Raw genomic sequence first — 14743 nt, 5'->3', positions numbered from 1 at the left:
GCCCATTTGAACGTACATTCCAATGCAAATGCGGTTTTGTAGCTGATAGAGATTGGGATAATGCACTCAACATCAAAAAGGAAAGATTGCGGTTATTAGCATAATCCTATATAGAGCATGGTACCGGCTTGATAGTTCTGTCTCCATATCGTATCGTTAGATAAGATTATCCGAGAAGTCTTCCTTCTAAACGAAGCGTAGGTGGAGGATAGTTCACTGAATATAAAAATACCGAATGTTAATCGTTTAAAAAATTGGTATATTAATTTATTTTTATTTAAAAATTATTGAATAAAATTAAAAAATGAATTAATATAATTAAAAGGGGTGGTTATATGGAAAGAGATGAAATTCCATCATGGGTACTATCTCTAGATAAAGAATCATTAGAGTTTATAAGAAAGTTTATTTTGAATTCTGGATCATTGAAAGCTATGGCGCGCGATTATAAAGTATCTTATCCTACTGTACGTACGATGTTAGACAGATTGATAAAAAAAATCGAATTGCATAGCAAGGAAGAAGACGTCGAATTTGTAAACATGATTAAAAATCTCGTCATTGATGAGCGTATAAGTTTAGATGTTGCAAAAATTATTATTGATAAATACAAAAGGGAAAAGGAAAAGGGAGAATAAAAATGGAACATATTTTACAATTCTCGATAGCTGTTTTAGTTTTAGTTTTTCAATATTTAATTTCTAAAAGAGGGCATGTGCTCTTAGGTGCAATATTACCCTTGCTTTATATTGGATTTTTTGTATACGGATATCTGAATAATATATTTCCTGTAAGATCTGGGGAAGCGATACTTGCATTATTAGGAGGAACAGTGCTTCTTGTATCAGGATGGGTTAGTGGGAGAGAATCTTTATCTAGGAAAAGAAAGAAAGAACTAGATAAAATAAAAGCAAGGGATCTATAAAAATAAAGATAGTAACAAAAACTTGTATATTTTTAAAGGATGATTTAATGAGATCAAAACATTACTAGGGTAGAGCAGAATAGAATGAGCAATTAGTGTTAAACAAAAAGAGGAATTAAGGCATATTACTTATTAAAGAAAGAAAGGGCAGTAGCCCTTTCTTTCAGGTTCTTACAGAGTAGGAAATATTCTGAAATATTCTCCTATCCTATCCTATCCTATCCCAACCTAACAATTGGACTAGAACAAAATCTATATGATGTAGTAATAAAATGATACATTAAGTATTAACCAACAATGTTATTAATTTTATCAATGATCCAGTCAATTGCCATACCACCTCTGATCCACTTTAACACTTTATCTTTGTTATCCCAAGCCCATTTCGCAGCTTTAGAACTTAATTGAGCAACGATTTTCAAAAAAAGTATCCATTTTTACTCTTTATTTCCAATTTTATATAATATTGTTGAAATTAGGTATAACATATATTACAAAAAATGTCTATAGAATGTTCTGATTTTTTACTGTTTTTATATTGTTTTTACATTTATTTTATTTTTTACAAAAATTATCTGAATTTGTAAAATAATTTAATAAAAAATATACTTTTTCTATAATGTTAAGTGTAAATTCAATATTAATGTGTTTTGAACAAGGGCGCCCTATTTTTTAATTAATATCTATTAAACACCAACGTCTTTAACAAACAGAAAAAACGAAGATCAAGCTGGATAAATCATATTTTTAACAACTTTATTTTCCTATTATTACCTGTTTATGGTGTGCAGAATAAACAAAATGATACAACTTTATAGAAGGAACGAAGCTTCCAGAAAAATATCCGTAGTACACTTCATTTTTAAACGACCTTATTGTTAATAAAATCGATTTGTAGAAATTTGTATACTTGTGTTTGGATTAAATTTGTCAAATTTTTTTAAATCGTCCGGTATTACTAGCTATATTTGGATCATAGCTGCAGCGATTAATTTCTACTTCTGGCCAAATTTCTGGTATATATAAGTGGCTTTGTTTGTTCTTATTAATACTTCACAACTATTAAATGGTTTGTATAGTTGCTACAATCTATGTTGTTCCTTTATCCAAATTCAAACTGGATCTTTTTCTACAAAATTATTTATAACAACCCGAATGAAATTTAAGAGTTAAAAGTGACGGAATCACTATTACAGCGAATGTCTCGAAATTTCAACACGTTCTAAATCAATTCAAGTATTGAAAATTTCAGATATTCCTAATGATATAGCAATTCGTTATTATCAATGGTATGCAAATAAGGACAACCATTGAAATCATATGAGGTTTTATAAAGTAATCTCAGACAACTGCCTTGTTAACTTCATAATTAAAGCCGGTTGATAATTGACACTTAATAGCTTTATAGGTGTCTTTATTTAAATGGATATAAGGTACAGAAAGTAATAAAACTAAGGATGAATTCGGTATATAAATTTTATTTTTGTTCAAAAAAAATTGAATAAAATTAAATTTTAGTTTAATATAATTTAGTAAGGGGGATATGGAAAGAGATGTCACTCCGTTATGGGTACTACCTCTAGTTAGAGAACTGGTAAATCATTAGGAAAGGAGAGGGTATTTTTGAAATCGGCACTACCGCCGATAATTTTGGACTAATTATATCCATTGTGTGGGGGTATTTCTCCGATTTGAGACATGGAGAAACGCAAGTGTTTATGATTAGACTTATCGTTGTACCTTTATTACCTTTATTACTTTTATTACTTAGTAAGATGCGTGAAGCTAAAGAAAAGGAATGAGCTTGCTTCTCTAGGCTATTTAAACATCTAAAGTAGCTCCTTTTGTTAAAACCTTCTTTTAAATTATTGGAAGATATGTGAAACATGAATGCTTCAGAATTTAATAGTAAGTAACCTTTTAGAGTCAAAAATCGTGACTGATAGTATGGAATTTGCAGAAAGAGGGAGAGAGTACATGGCAGTAAAAGCCCTAGAAGTTCGATCTTTAACGAAAAAAGTAAAAAATAAAGTGATTGTCGATGATGTTAGTTTCGCCGTTGAAAAAGGTGAAATATTTGGGTTGCTTGGCCCTAATGGTGCCGGAAAAACGACGATTATACGGATGATCGTGGGCTTGATAGGGCGCACGAAGGGCAGTGTGTATGTGAATGGCTACAATTTAGATGAGCAATTTAAAGAAGCAATGAGTGAAATTGGAGCGATTGTAGAGAATCCAGAATTCTATAAATATATGAACGGATATAAAAATCTAAAGCACTATGCAAACATGGCAAGACACAAAGTCACTGAGGAACGTATTCAAGAAGTAATAAGGGTAGTAGGTCTTGAACAAGTTATTCACCAAAAGGTAAAGACATATTCACTTGGAATGCGGCAACGATTAGGATTAGCACAAGCTTTATTGCATAATCCATCTTTATTAATACTGGATGAACCAACAAATGGACTTGATCCTCAGGGGATTAGAGAATTCAGGGATTATTTGCGCTCTTTAACGAAAGAGGGAATCTCTGTTATCGTATCCTCTCATTTATTATCAGAAATGCAATTAATGTGTGACCGATTTGCCATTATTAAACAAGGAAAACTAATTCATGTTTCTTCTATGGACTTACATAATGAACAAGATCAATCATTACAAAATGTGGTGTTTGAGGTTAGTGATGTAGAAACAGCAGTTCAGCTTCTCCAAGAAAATAAGTTGACCGATGAATTAAAAATAGTAGGTGACCAACAGTTTTCAATTAACATAGACAAAGAGACAATTGCAGTAGTTAATCAGCTATTAGTGAAGAATAATGTCAATGTATATAGAATCAATCTAGTAACTACAACGCTTGAGGATCGTTTCTTAGAATTAACCGGCAAAGGTAAGTAGGAGGGTAAAGACTAGTGTTTTCTCTAATTAAAAATGAGATGGTGAAGATTTTTGCGAAAAAGGCTAGTTGGATATACATCTTGATTCTGATTTTAGCTGTAGTCATTGGAGGCATCATTCAACAAAAAATATATGGGGAACCGAGCGATAATTGGCGCGAGGAAACTCAAACCGAATTGAACCAATTAAAAAAGGATTTGGAAGCTGCTCCAAATGAAGATAAGGAATGGATTATGGAGCAAATAGAGCAAAAGCAACGCTATCTTGATGAAAATATAAATCCAAATGCAGTAAGTAATTGGCATTTTATGAATGGAACTGTGATAGGCATGACAATGTTGGTCACTCTGTTTGCAGTTATTGTAGGCAGTGCAAGTGTATCATCAGAATTTGCCGAAGGGACAATCAAACAGCTATTAATTAGACCCCATCAAAGATGGGTCATCCTTCTGTCTAAGTATATCTCAGTATTACTCTATTCTATAGTGTTATTGATTGTTCTTATTATATCAGGATATATTGTAGGCTTGATTCTTTTCGGGAGCGGGGATTTTAACGCAAAAATCTTTGAAACCACTCTTGATGGCCAACAAAAGTTAGCTGTTGTGGGGACACAATTCTTTTTAAAGGTCATGTATTATATTCCAAGTCTATTGATTATCATAACGATTGCTTTCATGTTATCTACCTTGTTTAAAAGCCAAGCATTGGCCGTGGGTATCGGAATATTTGTTTTGTTCCTATCCTCAACTATTGGCGGTATGATTGTGTTATTAGCAGAAAAATATACCTGGGCAAAATTTTTAATCTTTCCACACTTGGATCTAACAGTTTATGCTCTACAAGAAAAAATACTCCAAGACGTAACATTGCCAATGTCCTTAATCATTTTGGCGGTGTACTACACTATATTCTTGTTGATAACATTTACCTTTTTTCAAAAAAGGGATATTAGCATATAAAATAATTTAGGTTCAAATCGGTAAACCTTGATATGATGTCAATGCTTGTATTCATGATCTTCACGTATTTTATATAACATATTCTATTGTAGTGTTGAGTAGCATTTTTAGTAACTTGTTGGATAACATTTTGTAAATAGTAAGGGAGATAAAGTATCAATGAAAAGAATAGTAGAGGTAATATTGGCTATTTTAGGGATTTTGTCGTACGGACTAGTGATAGCTTTAGGTGGGCTTATGTTCTTTCTACGAAATAACGAAGAATTTCTTAAAGAATTTTCAAGCAATGGGGCGGATGATTTGGAAACAGTGGTTAAGATAATGAGCACAGGGGGAACAATGTTTATAATCGCATCCATTCTTGCGATCATATTAGGTATTATAGCAATTTTCACGATTAAAGGGAATAAACGCCCAAAAGGAGCTGGTACTATCTTCATTGTGACAGCTGTCTTGGTTGCAATTATTACAGCGGGGATTGGTATTATTCCTGGTATCTTTTATTTCATTGCTGGACTTATGTGTTTTGTTCGAAAGCCTCCTCAAGTGACAGGATGAGTAGCTTTAAACATACATATTCCCCTCTCTAATTTCATTATACTGACTATTTCTACTCTTTGTTATTGAAGAAATGACAAAATTATAATAAAAATATTAATAATTTAGAGTCATATAATGTATTTTGCAATAGAAAAGTGCAGAGAAATGCAATTAAAAATGCAGAGGTTTGCCACCCATTTAATTCCTTTTCGACAATGCGTGGGACAGTCTATAGCTCTCGCCATGAAAAGAGATGATATGGGCGTGATGAATTAGCCTGTCCACTAACGCTGCTGTTAATCGAGAATCTGTAAAGATCCGGTTCCATTGACTAAATTCTAAGTTAGATGTAATAAAGAGAGGTGATTCAAATTGCAAAATGCAGAAGAATACAATTCAGTAAATGTACAAGAAAAAATTAATTCAAATAAACGCTTTATTTCTGTACTGTTTATGTGGTGTGGTCAATTATTTTTTGTTTTATTTGTTCCGTAATGTTTTATCCAATCAATTATATTACCTTAAAATTTACCCCAGCTTCCTATTTTTTATCATTTGCTGCAGTGTTTATTAGCAGTGGCGTTTTATTTCACCGATTCTACTTATTTCTATACGATCATGTTGTAATCTTGGCAAAAAATCAAAACGATAGAATTTGGAATATGATAGCTCTTACTTTGTTTAACATAACTGGTCCATTCGCTGGATTGTTAATTTATTTGTTCACCGACAACCTGATTTATGGGGGAACTACAGTTTTATTTATTTCTACGGCTCTGTGAGTTGGTTTATACCTCTAAATTTTATAAGGAAGGAACTTAAGGAAAGAAGGGAAAGGAATTTTAATATTGTCTTCATAGACGAGAATGGAAATAAACGGATCTATTTCAAATTATAGGTCTTGTATCTACTAATGATAATGCACTTGTAAAAATAATTAATAACGATTATTAATTATAAGTATAATGGATTCATATATGAATCAAAGAAAACCAGATTGACTAGAAATAGTTAACAAATTTCTTTTTAAAAAGAAGGGATTTACTGATAAATAGTGTCAGGATAAATCATAACACCTTAGATCCTTCTGACATTGTTCCCCTATGTCTTTTGCGCTTTCTTGTGTTTACTTCTTCTTTGTTTTGTAAAATTTATACACAAAAGATCAATTGGTTTTTTTAGCTATTTGGTCTTTTCTTATTTTTTAAGGGAATGTTATATTCCTCGTAATTGGAATTTAGTAAAAATTTATTAACGAAAATATTAAATTCATTGCCCGAAAAAAATCCATACATAGAAGAATAAGTAATGGTTACTATCAAGAAATATAAAAAAAATCAAAAAAATAAGAAATGAAATAACATTTATTAAATACTCAGCTTTCGCAGTCCAAAATCTTGTTTAAATGCTTGATGTAAATGGTTTTGGGAAGTACAAAATTATCATTTGACATTTTTTAAAACATAAAGAAAGACACCTATTCTTTTGGTAAAATATTGGTGACGAAACCAAATCCAAAAGAAAGGTGTCACCACTATGATAACGAATAAAGACTACTTTGCGCAATTACCAAAAGAAATTAAACAAGGATTTTCCGAATTAAATATTGGATATCATTTAAGAAAAGCGAATATTACGAAACTTTCCGGGTATTCTTGTCTTACTGTTTTCAAACTGATTTTTCTTTTAGTCTTCCAATATAAGAACTGGTTTCGTGCTTTTATGAGTAAACGATCTCAGGATCTGCCCGGAAAGGATACAGTCTATCGCTTTTTAAATACACCAACCTATCATTGGAGAAAGTTTCTGCTTTCATTAAGCAGTGAAATGATCCGTCTGCTTCAACCATTAACTTCAAAAGATCGTGTCACAGCTTTTGTGATTGATGATTCTGTCTTTTCAAGAAACCGTAGTAAGTCGGTTGAACTGTTGGCTAAGGTTTTTGATCACTCTACCCATCAGTACTTGAAAGGGTTTCAAATGCTTACCCTTGGCTGGACCGATAGTTTTACTTTTATTCCCGTTGATTTTGCTCTTCTAAGTTCACCGAAAAAGGAAAATCGCCTGCAAGAAATCAATACCAATATTGATAAACGAACATCTGGCTATAAGCGTCGCCAGGAAGCTCTGAAATCAAAACCGGACGTGGCTTCAGCTTTACTTGATCATGCGCTTGAAAAAGGGATTATAGCTGACTATGTTCTCATGGATTCCTGGTTTACACAAGCGCCTTTAATTGAGAAGATTACGAACAAAGGGTTATTTGTCATTGGCTTGGTGAAGCAATTAAAGCAGCGATACGTTTACAATGGTGAACGTTTCACACTGAATCAACTTTACAAATTGGCAAAACCTCACATGGGTAAAAAAGACATTCGCGGATCCGTTTATGCTACTTTAGACAATGGAATTCCAGTAAAAATTCTATTTGTACGAAACCGTAATAAACGGAGCGAATGGCTTGCCATTCTCAGCACAGATACAACATTAGAAAATGAAGAGATCATTCGTATTTACGGCATGCGTTGGGACATTGAAGTCTTCTTCAAATGCAATAAATCCCTTTTAAATTTAGAGAAAGAATTCCAGGGACGTTCCTACGACATGTTAATTTATAATGCTCCCATAAGGTGAGACACATGAGCGTGATAAATAAGTTATAATGATACCATGAAAAAAAGAAACCGATATACCGCAGAATTTAAAGCTAAGGTGGTTCTTGAGGTGTTGCGTGAAGAGCAAACCGTCAATGAAATAGCCGCCAAATATGAATTAAGCCCAGTCATGGTCAGTCGTTGGAAAGCAGAATTTCTAGAACGATCCTCGATGGTCTTTGAAAAAGGCTCAAGCGAAGTGGATAAAATCCGTAAAGAATATGAGGCCAAACAAGAAAATTTAGAGAAATTGGTAGGTCAGTTAACGGTTGAAGTTGACTGGCTGAAAAAAAAATCTGGGCTCAAATAAGTCTGTTGACGAACGAAAGGCTATGGTCGAATTCAATCACCCATCGATCAGCATCAAGCGTCAGGCACAGTTATTAGGTATTCATCGTACTAGCGTGTATCGCCAATCAAAGGGGCAAACAGAAAGCTCAGAAAACATCATGCTCATGCACGAAATGGATATGCTTTATACAGCTCATCCCTACTTTGGCTACAGGCGCATGACTGCGAAACTTCGTGAGAAAGGATTTGATGTGAATCGTAAACGCGTACGCCGTCTCATGCGCCTTATGGGTATACAAGCTATTTACCCAAAACCCAACCTTAGTAAGAGGCTACATGCCAAGTACTGCCGACCTTACCTGCTCCGTGGATTGGAGATCACCCATCCGAACCATGTGTGGGGAGTGGATATCACCTACCTTCGTATGGGACGGGGCTTTATGTACCTGTTTACCATCATCGACTGGTTCAGCCGCAAAGTGATCGATTACGAGTTATCTAGTACGCTGGAGAAAGGATTTGTCATCGACTGTCTGAAGCGGGCATTGCGTCATGGTAAGCCGGCCATCATCAATAGTGACCAGGGCAGCCATTTTACAAACGCTGACTATCTCGGGCTGTTGAAAGAGTATGGCATCCAGGTATCAATGGATGGCAAAGGACGAGCAACAGACAATAGTCGTACGGAACGATTCTTTAGAGCTTTAAAGTATGAATGTATCTATCTCAATGAATTCGAGAATCCTAAAGAGTTGCGAAAAGGCATTCGACGCTATGTTACGTTCTATAATACAGACCGACCTCACCAATCCTTGGACTATTTGACGCCAGCAACAGTGTACAAGCAACCTAAGATGGTTCAAGCATCCTAACCATCGAACGTGATGAGAGGCTTTATATGGAGAGACGGGCATGATAGGCTGTTTTAGCCATGCGATGTTATCTGTCCATCGCTCCAGCGCAAAAAATCGTGCCCGTAGAGGCTCCATGTCAAGCCTTTTTTGCACACGCACCACATTCATAGCGAAAGGAGAGAATGGATAACTTAAATATTATCAATTTGTGTCTTGACAAAGGGGTGCATTACAATTAGCCATACAACCATTGTTTTTACACGATATATTCTCATTGCTTGGCAAATGCGAAAAGAGGAGGATCCTAAGACGATTGGCAACCTTTTTTACATCCTTTGCGAAGATGTAAAAGACATAGATTTTATTACTGCCCTTCAATCACTTATTGACCTTTTCCAAACTTTGGCGGAAGCCGAGGTTTCTTTGAACATGGACATCTTTAAAAATCAAATGAATAAATGGTTGGCCACTATACCTAATTATATCAAGCAATGCTTAAATATTTCTGTGTGCGAAAGTTGAGTAATAAATATATTGGGTCTAATCTCTTCTGTCATTTCTTCTTAACCCTAACAGTCCTGCAAGACCAACTAAACCAATCCATCCCCAATCTGTATCTTCATTATCATCGCTATTATCAACATCTGTATTTTGAGCCATTTGAGTAATTTTGTTTGTGTTGTTATTGACGTCTATGCTGTCATTTTCAGCGTAGGCAACTATCCCAAAAAGCATCAACGCAACTGATAGAGCGCAAAATGAATGGAGAATTTTTTTTAACATGGTTTTCACCTCCTTTTAATAATTGTTAACATTTAATATGTCCATCAAAAGAACAATTATTCTTTAGATATAGAAGCCGTTTAGGGCGTCATTTTTAAACCTATTCAATTCAATAAACGAGTGCGTTAAAGAAAAAATAGATGGTAAAAAAAGAGAAATGAATGCAATTACAAGGTATATATCTTCTATAAAAGAAGGGGAGCTATTATCAAATGTTTTAAGGCAGGGATTGGGGATTTACTGTTATTCCACAAACGTGATGAATGGTTGGCATACAAAAGACGATTTTTAAAAAGTAAAAGCTTGCGGCATCGCAAGCTTTTCCATATTTAGCAATCCGAACTTTTCACGTTGAGCGGCGGTGGAACTAGCCAGCCTTTTTCTTTGTTTATTCTAAGCAATTTAGCACCATATTGCGCTTTTTTTACGTGAAATTGACCAAACATTAAAGCAATATCTTCCCTGATGCACTCTCCTATAATTGTACTGCATGCCACTAAACCAGCAGAAATATCTTTGCTAAGCATTGCAGCTATTTCCGGGTCGGCAAATCTCGCACCAGCTGGAATATCTTCCAAACATGCTTTTGGCCGTTCTGGGGGTGATGGCGGAAGTGCTATTCCATTTTCTTTTAACAAGTTTTCTATTTCTTGTATTTCCGGTTTTAAAACGTTTTCGATGCTATCCTCTATAAAACGTTTTAAATCCTTATCGCCTGTGTGGTTGAGCAATGTTTGATATCCGGCAACAAATCCTTTAGTCGTTTGTAAATACGACCATACGCCAAATATTTCTCCGTAGTGCATTGGCTCTTCTTTTGGATTACCGCTTAAAATTCCCATAATAAACCTCCTAACAAAATTCATATATCACCATTCTTTAGATAATATGGATTGATTGAAATACAATTATGCAAAGGAAAGTGAAGTTTTAAAAAACTTATTATGTTATTGGATTTTTGTACGAAGGAATGAACAAAAAAGTTTGTGTAATGCATGGATTAGCTCATCAAAATTTAGTTAAATTTTCAATCCTTCTAACAGTACTTCTCGATAGGAAATTTGACTACAAAAAAGGACTACCTCCTTTCTTCTTAGTAAGGAAGTAGTCCTCACTTATTCTATAGACCAGTTCTCAAAAAAGTGGTCAAATTTTATTACATGCACCCTACATATCCTTTTATTGTAATAATTTTACAGTTCCCTTTCACTTTCGTGCATTTTGATTTTAGAGGGCAATGACGACAGTCTTCACATTCAAGATTTTGAAGCTTTGCTCATAACCAGACGGGTCCTTTTTGTTTTGGTATTTTTTAAACGCAACTCTTCTTCCATTTGGGCAGATAAAACAATTATCTTGCTCACAATACGTCCAGTTTTTCGCAATTTTGATGTCTTTTTGTATTTGTGTGTTGTTCTTGTACGTAGGTGCCATAAGAAATCAGAAAATCAAATCGAGGCTCTTTCTCAACACCAACTGCATATAGTTTTCTTCACCGCCATATCCTGTGACTGTTTTCAGCATGGGTAAAGAAAATTTGCCAGTTTCTCCATATTTTCTTGGATGAGCTTTTCGATTCCCCGGCAGGAATAAATCTTTTGGGAATAAGCGTACAGAAAACTATATTTTTTGCATCAATTTTTCTATTCGATTGGAGCTTCCGAAAATCTCAATATGGTATTTGACATTTTCATATGCGGCACGGATAACATCTTGATGAAACACAAAATAATCTGTATAGCAAGAAGATTGGACATTTTTATTTATATGATTGATAACATTGTTGAAGGTTGAAGTAGCAACATTAATTTTTCTAATTCCTAACTTAATGCATTCTTTAAAATCATTCTCTTCGATTCCCGATCCACCGTGCAATACAAGCGGTATTTCAACTCGCTCATCAATTTCCTTCAAACGGTCAAACCGCAAATTTGGTTCACCTTTATATACGCCGTGGGCGTTCCCGATTGCAATTGCTAATGCATCTACTTTTGTTTCTTCCGCAAATTTCTCAGCTTCTTCAACCCCTGTAATAGTTATTTCGATATCTTCTGACCCATCTTCGCTTCCTCCGACTCTTCCAATCTCAGCTTCAACGGTTGCACCGTAGAAGTTCGCCAGTTTAACAATTTCTTTTGTCTTTTCTATATTTTCTTTTAAAGGTAAATGTGATCCATCATACATGACAGATGTAAAGCCGATATCAAGTGCCTGCTTGATTTTTTCATAAGTTAAACCGTGATCAAAATGAACTGCTACTGGGACAACAGATTGTTTCGCAGCTTCAACCATTAATGGGCCGATTAAATGAAGCGGAGAATGCTTCAAACGAACTTCGGCAATTTGCAATATAATGGGCGATCGTAATTCCTCTGCCGCTTGGATCGCCCCCATAACCATTTCCATATTTGCAACACTAAATGCGCCGATTCCAAAATTGTCCTCTTCCGCACTTGCGAATATCTCTCGCATTGTCACTAAAGGCATTTATTCATCATCCTTTTCCTATACCGACTATTTTCTGGGGAAAATCTGTACTTGCTATTACGTTTTCTATACAAGATCTTCAATGAAAAACAACGAATTTTTTTCTTAAATGGTTTGTTAAAACTCGACTTTCACCGGTACTCCTTTTTCAAATGACTCTTGCGCAGCTTTGGCAATTCTTTGTGCTTGCAAACCATCAAATCCACTGCACAAAACAGATTCATTATCCATGCAAGCATGAACAAATTGCTTAACTTCTTCAATATAGGCTTCAGAATAACGTTCAAGAAAGAAATAGAGCGGTTTATCCTTCACAACATGGTCAGATGTTGATAATTCAACTGTTGTCGGCCGGCAATTATCAGCAGTTGCCGCCCCTTTATCTCCAAAAATTTCTACTCTCTGATCATATCCATAAACGGCCTGTCTGCTATTATCAATGACACCTAATGCACCATTTTCAAATTTTAGTGTTACAACTGCCGTGTCGATATCACCGGCTTTGCCAATTTCTGAATCTATTAAAACGGCTCCTTGAGCAAAAACTTCAACTACTTCACTGTTTACAATATAACGAGCCATATCGAAATCGTGGATCATCATATCCATAAATAAACCGCCTGAAGTCCGCACGTAATCAATGGTTGGCGGTTTTGGATCCCTTGAAGTAATTTTTAAAATATGAGGTGTTCCAATTTGTCCTTGTTGAACAAGATCGTGTAGCCTTTTAAAATTCGGATCAAAGCGTCTGTTAAATCCTACTTGAAATTTGACGCCAGCCTTTTCAACTTCATTAATTACCTCTACTGTTTCTTCAACTGAAAAACTAACCGGTTTTTCACAAAAGATATGCTTACCGGCCGCCGCAGCCTTTTTAATAATTTCGGCATGCGTAGTAGTTGGAGAGCAAACAAAAATGGCATGGATTTCCGGATCACGTAAAAGATCCTCATAATTATCCGTAACTATTGAAATGTTCTTTTCTTTTGCCCAATCTTCCATTTGAGCAATCATTACATCCGATATTCCTTTAATCTTTACATTTGGTATATGCTGCATGTTTTCTGCATGCAGCCGCCCGATTCTCCCTGCTCCAATAATTCCAATGTTTATCATGTTCCGATCTCCTCCATTTTCACCAAGAAAATGACCATCATTTGGCATGATGAAATCTGCTTGCTCATCATTAAAAGTTTTTTATTTAAGTAAATAAAGGATCATTATATTAATGAGCTCGAGCTAAAGAAGCTCGAGCTATTTAATGCTTTTACGTGTCCGACAGACTTGTTGTTGCGAACAACCATCTTTTCATCAGTTAACAAAAATTTATTCTTTCGTAATGCTTTTCAAGAATTCTAATTTTTCTTGCGCATTTTCTTTTGTGATGACATCAATGCCGCTGTCAATTCTTTTTTCAACTTTTTCACCTTTTATAGCTTTAATTGCATTTTCAACTCCTAAATATCCCATGTCATAAGGGCTTTGAGCAATTGTTCCGGCTAATTTTCCGGCTATAATCGATTCAACAGCTTCAACTGTACCGTCTGTGCCAATGACCGGGATTTTCATTCCTTTAGCTTCAACTGCCCGGAGCACTCCAAGTGCCATATCATCGTTTGCAGCAAATACACCTTTAATATTTTTATTGTTCTGTAATATATTCTCCATTACTGACATCGCTTTTGATTTATCACTATCTGCCGGTTGTTCAGCTACTACTTTCATCCCAGCATCTTCTAAAGCTTTTTTGGCTCCTTTTATACGCTCATCTGTTGCAGTGTTCCCAAGAGCACCGCTAATAAGAGCTACTTCATCCCCTTTATTCAACATTGATGCAAGCAATTTTCCAGCTTCCTGACCAGCTGTGAAGTTTTCTGTTCCAATAAATGTTGTTTTATCTTTCAGTTCTGCGTCTGTATCAATGAGCAATACAGGAATGCCCTGTTGTGTAGCCTGTTCTAGTGAAGGAACAACAGTTGAAGGCTGAGTTGGCGAAACAACTAATGCCCCCGGCGATTGATTGATTTGGTCCTCAATCATATTTACTTGTTCGATCACTTGAGACTCTGAAGCTGGTCCTACAACATTTACTTCAACACCCAATTCTTTTCCAGCTGCTTTCGCACCAGCCTCTACATATTTCCAATATGGGCTGCTTAACGTTTTTAAAACGACTGATATTGTTTTTCCTTCTAAATCGTTGCCTTCTTTCTCACTACTTCCCCCTGAAGATTTTTCACCCCCACATCCGGATGCAATAATCATGCTAGCAGCCATTGCTACAACACCTAAAGATTTCACCCATTTTTTCATAAAATCATCCCCCTTGAATTTATAAATAAATTT

12 protein-coding genes and 3 pseudogenes are annotated in these 14743 nt (G+C 35.1%); 8 read left to right on the top strand and 7 right to left on the bottom strand.

Annotation, left to right across the window (positions count from 1 at the left end; all coding sequences use genetic code 11):
• Positions 1–335 precede the first annotated feature (335 nt).
• Positions 336–638: a DUF2089 family protein gene (locus tag NSS70_RS02515; protein WP_013401959.1), complete on the top strand. Its 303-nt coding sequence runs from the start codon at positions 336–338 to the stop codon at positions 636–638.
• 2 nt (positions 639–640) lie between these two features.
• Positions 641–925 carry a hypothetical protein gene (locus NSS70_RS02510; RefSeq protein WP_339198529.1) on the top strand — a complete coding sequence of 95 codons (285 nt, stop codon included), beginning with the start codon at positions 641–643 and terminating at the stop codon, positions 923–925.
• Positions 926–1212: 287 nt separating this feature from the next.
• Here the strand turns inward: NSS70_RS02510 and NSS70_RS02505 are convergent, their stop codons facing one another.
• Positions 1213–1356: an aureocin A53 family class IId bacteriocin gene (locus NSS70_RS02505; RefSeq protein ID WP_339199944.1), complete on the bottom strand. Its 144-nt coding sequence runs from the start codon at positions 1354–1356 to the stop codon at positions 1213–1215.
• Between the two features lie 1546 nt (positions 1357–2902).
• On the opposite strand from NSS70_RS02505, the gene NSS70_RS02500 reads away from it, so the two are divergent.
• From NSS70_RS02500 to NSS70_RS02490, 3 genes are all read left to right on the top strand, one after another.
• Positions 2903–3826, top strand: coding sequence for an ABC transporter ATP-binding protein (locus tag NSS70_RS02500; protein WP_339198525.1), 924 nt, complete (start codon positions 2903–2905; stop codon positions 3824–3826).
• A gap of 14 nt (positions 3827–3840) precedes the next feature.
• On the top strand, positions 3841–4788 hold the full coding sequence (locus NSS70_RS02495) for an ABC transporter permease (protein ID WP_339198521.1): 948 nt from the start codon (positions 3841–3843) through the stop codon (positions 4786–4788).
• A gap of 159 nt (positions 4789–4947) precedes the next feature.
• On the top strand, positions 4948–5346 hold the full coding sequence (locus NSS70_RS02490; protein WP_339198518.1) for a DUF4064 domain-containing protein: 399 nt from the start codon (positions 4948–4950) through the stop codon (positions 5344–5346).
• Positions 5347–5526: 180 nt separating this feature from the next.
• Here the strand turns inward: NSS70_RS02490 and NSS70_RS02485 are convergent.
• Positions 5527–5688: pseudogene (locus tag NSS70_RS02485) on the bottom strand (ATP-binding protein); the annotation flags it as partial.
• Between the two features lie 1176 nt (positions 5689–6864).
• Between NSS70_RS02485 and NSS70_RS02480 the strand changes: the two are divergent.
• From NSS70_RS02480 to NSS70_RS20745, 3 genes and pseudogenes are all read left to right on the top strand, one after another.
• Positions 6865–7956, top strand: a pseudogene (locus NSS70_RS02480) (IS4 family transposase); the annotation flags it as partial.
• 42 nt (positions 7957–7998) lie between these two features.
• Positions 7999–9145 (top strand): IS3 family transposase gene (locus NSS70_RS02475; protein WP_445290576.1). Its coding sequence is split into 2 segments (ribosomal slippage): positions 7999–8270 and positions 8269–9145, totalling 1149 coding nucleotides; the frame shifts between segments, so codons are not numbered across the junction.
• 216 nt (positions 9146–9361) lie between these two features.
• Positions 9362–9649 (top strand): annotated as a pseudogene (locus NSS70_RS20745) (IS4 family transposase); the annotation flags it as partial.
• A gap of 18 nt (positions 9650–9667) precedes the next feature.
• Here the strand turns inward: NSS70_RS20745 and NSS70_RS02470 are convergent.
• From NSS70_RS02470 to NSS70_RS02450, 5 genes are all read right to left on the bottom strand, one after another.
• Entirely contained in the window at positions 9668–9910 is a 243-nt protein-coding gene (locus NSS70_RS02470; protein ID WP_130158037.1) for a WGxxGxxG family protein, read from the bottom strand.
• A gap of 329 nt (positions 9911–10239) precedes the next feature.
• Complete coding sequence (locus NSS70_RS02465) at positions 10240–10752, bottom strand: DUF3231 family protein (RefSeq protein WP_340880877.1); 513 nt, start codon at positions 10750–10752, stop codon at positions 10240–10242.
• Positions 10753–11530: 778 nt separating this feature from the next.
• The gene (locus tag NSS70_RS02460) at positions 11531–12397 is read right to left on the bottom strand and encodes a class II fructose-bisphosphate aldolase (protein WP_063387626.1); all 867 of its coding nucleotides are present in this window, start codon (positions 12395–12397) and stop codon (positions 11531–11533) included.
• Positions 12398–12514: 117 nt separating this feature from the next.
• Positions 12515–13513, bottom strand: coding sequence for an inositol 2-dehydrogenase (gene iolG, locus NSS70_RS02455; protein ID WP_063387650.1), 999 nt, complete (start codon positions 13511–13513; stop codon positions 12515–12517).
• A 210-nt stretch (positions 13514–13723) separates the two neighbouring features.
• Positions 13724–14710: a sugar ABC transporter substrate-binding protein gene (locus NSS70_RS02450; protein WP_063387627.1), complete on the bottom strand. Its 987-nt coding sequence runs from the start codon at positions 14708–14710 to the stop codon at positions 13724–13726.
• Positions 14711–14743 lie beyond the last annotated feature (33 nt).

Origin of the sequence: Aeribacillus sp. FSL K6-2848 (assembly GCF_038004325.1) — a bacterium.
Classification (GTDB): Bacteria; Bacillota; Bacilli; order Bacillales; family Aeribacillaceae; genus Aeribacillus; species Aeribacillus composti.
This window is presented reverse-complemented; position numbering and strand designations above follow the sequence as displayed.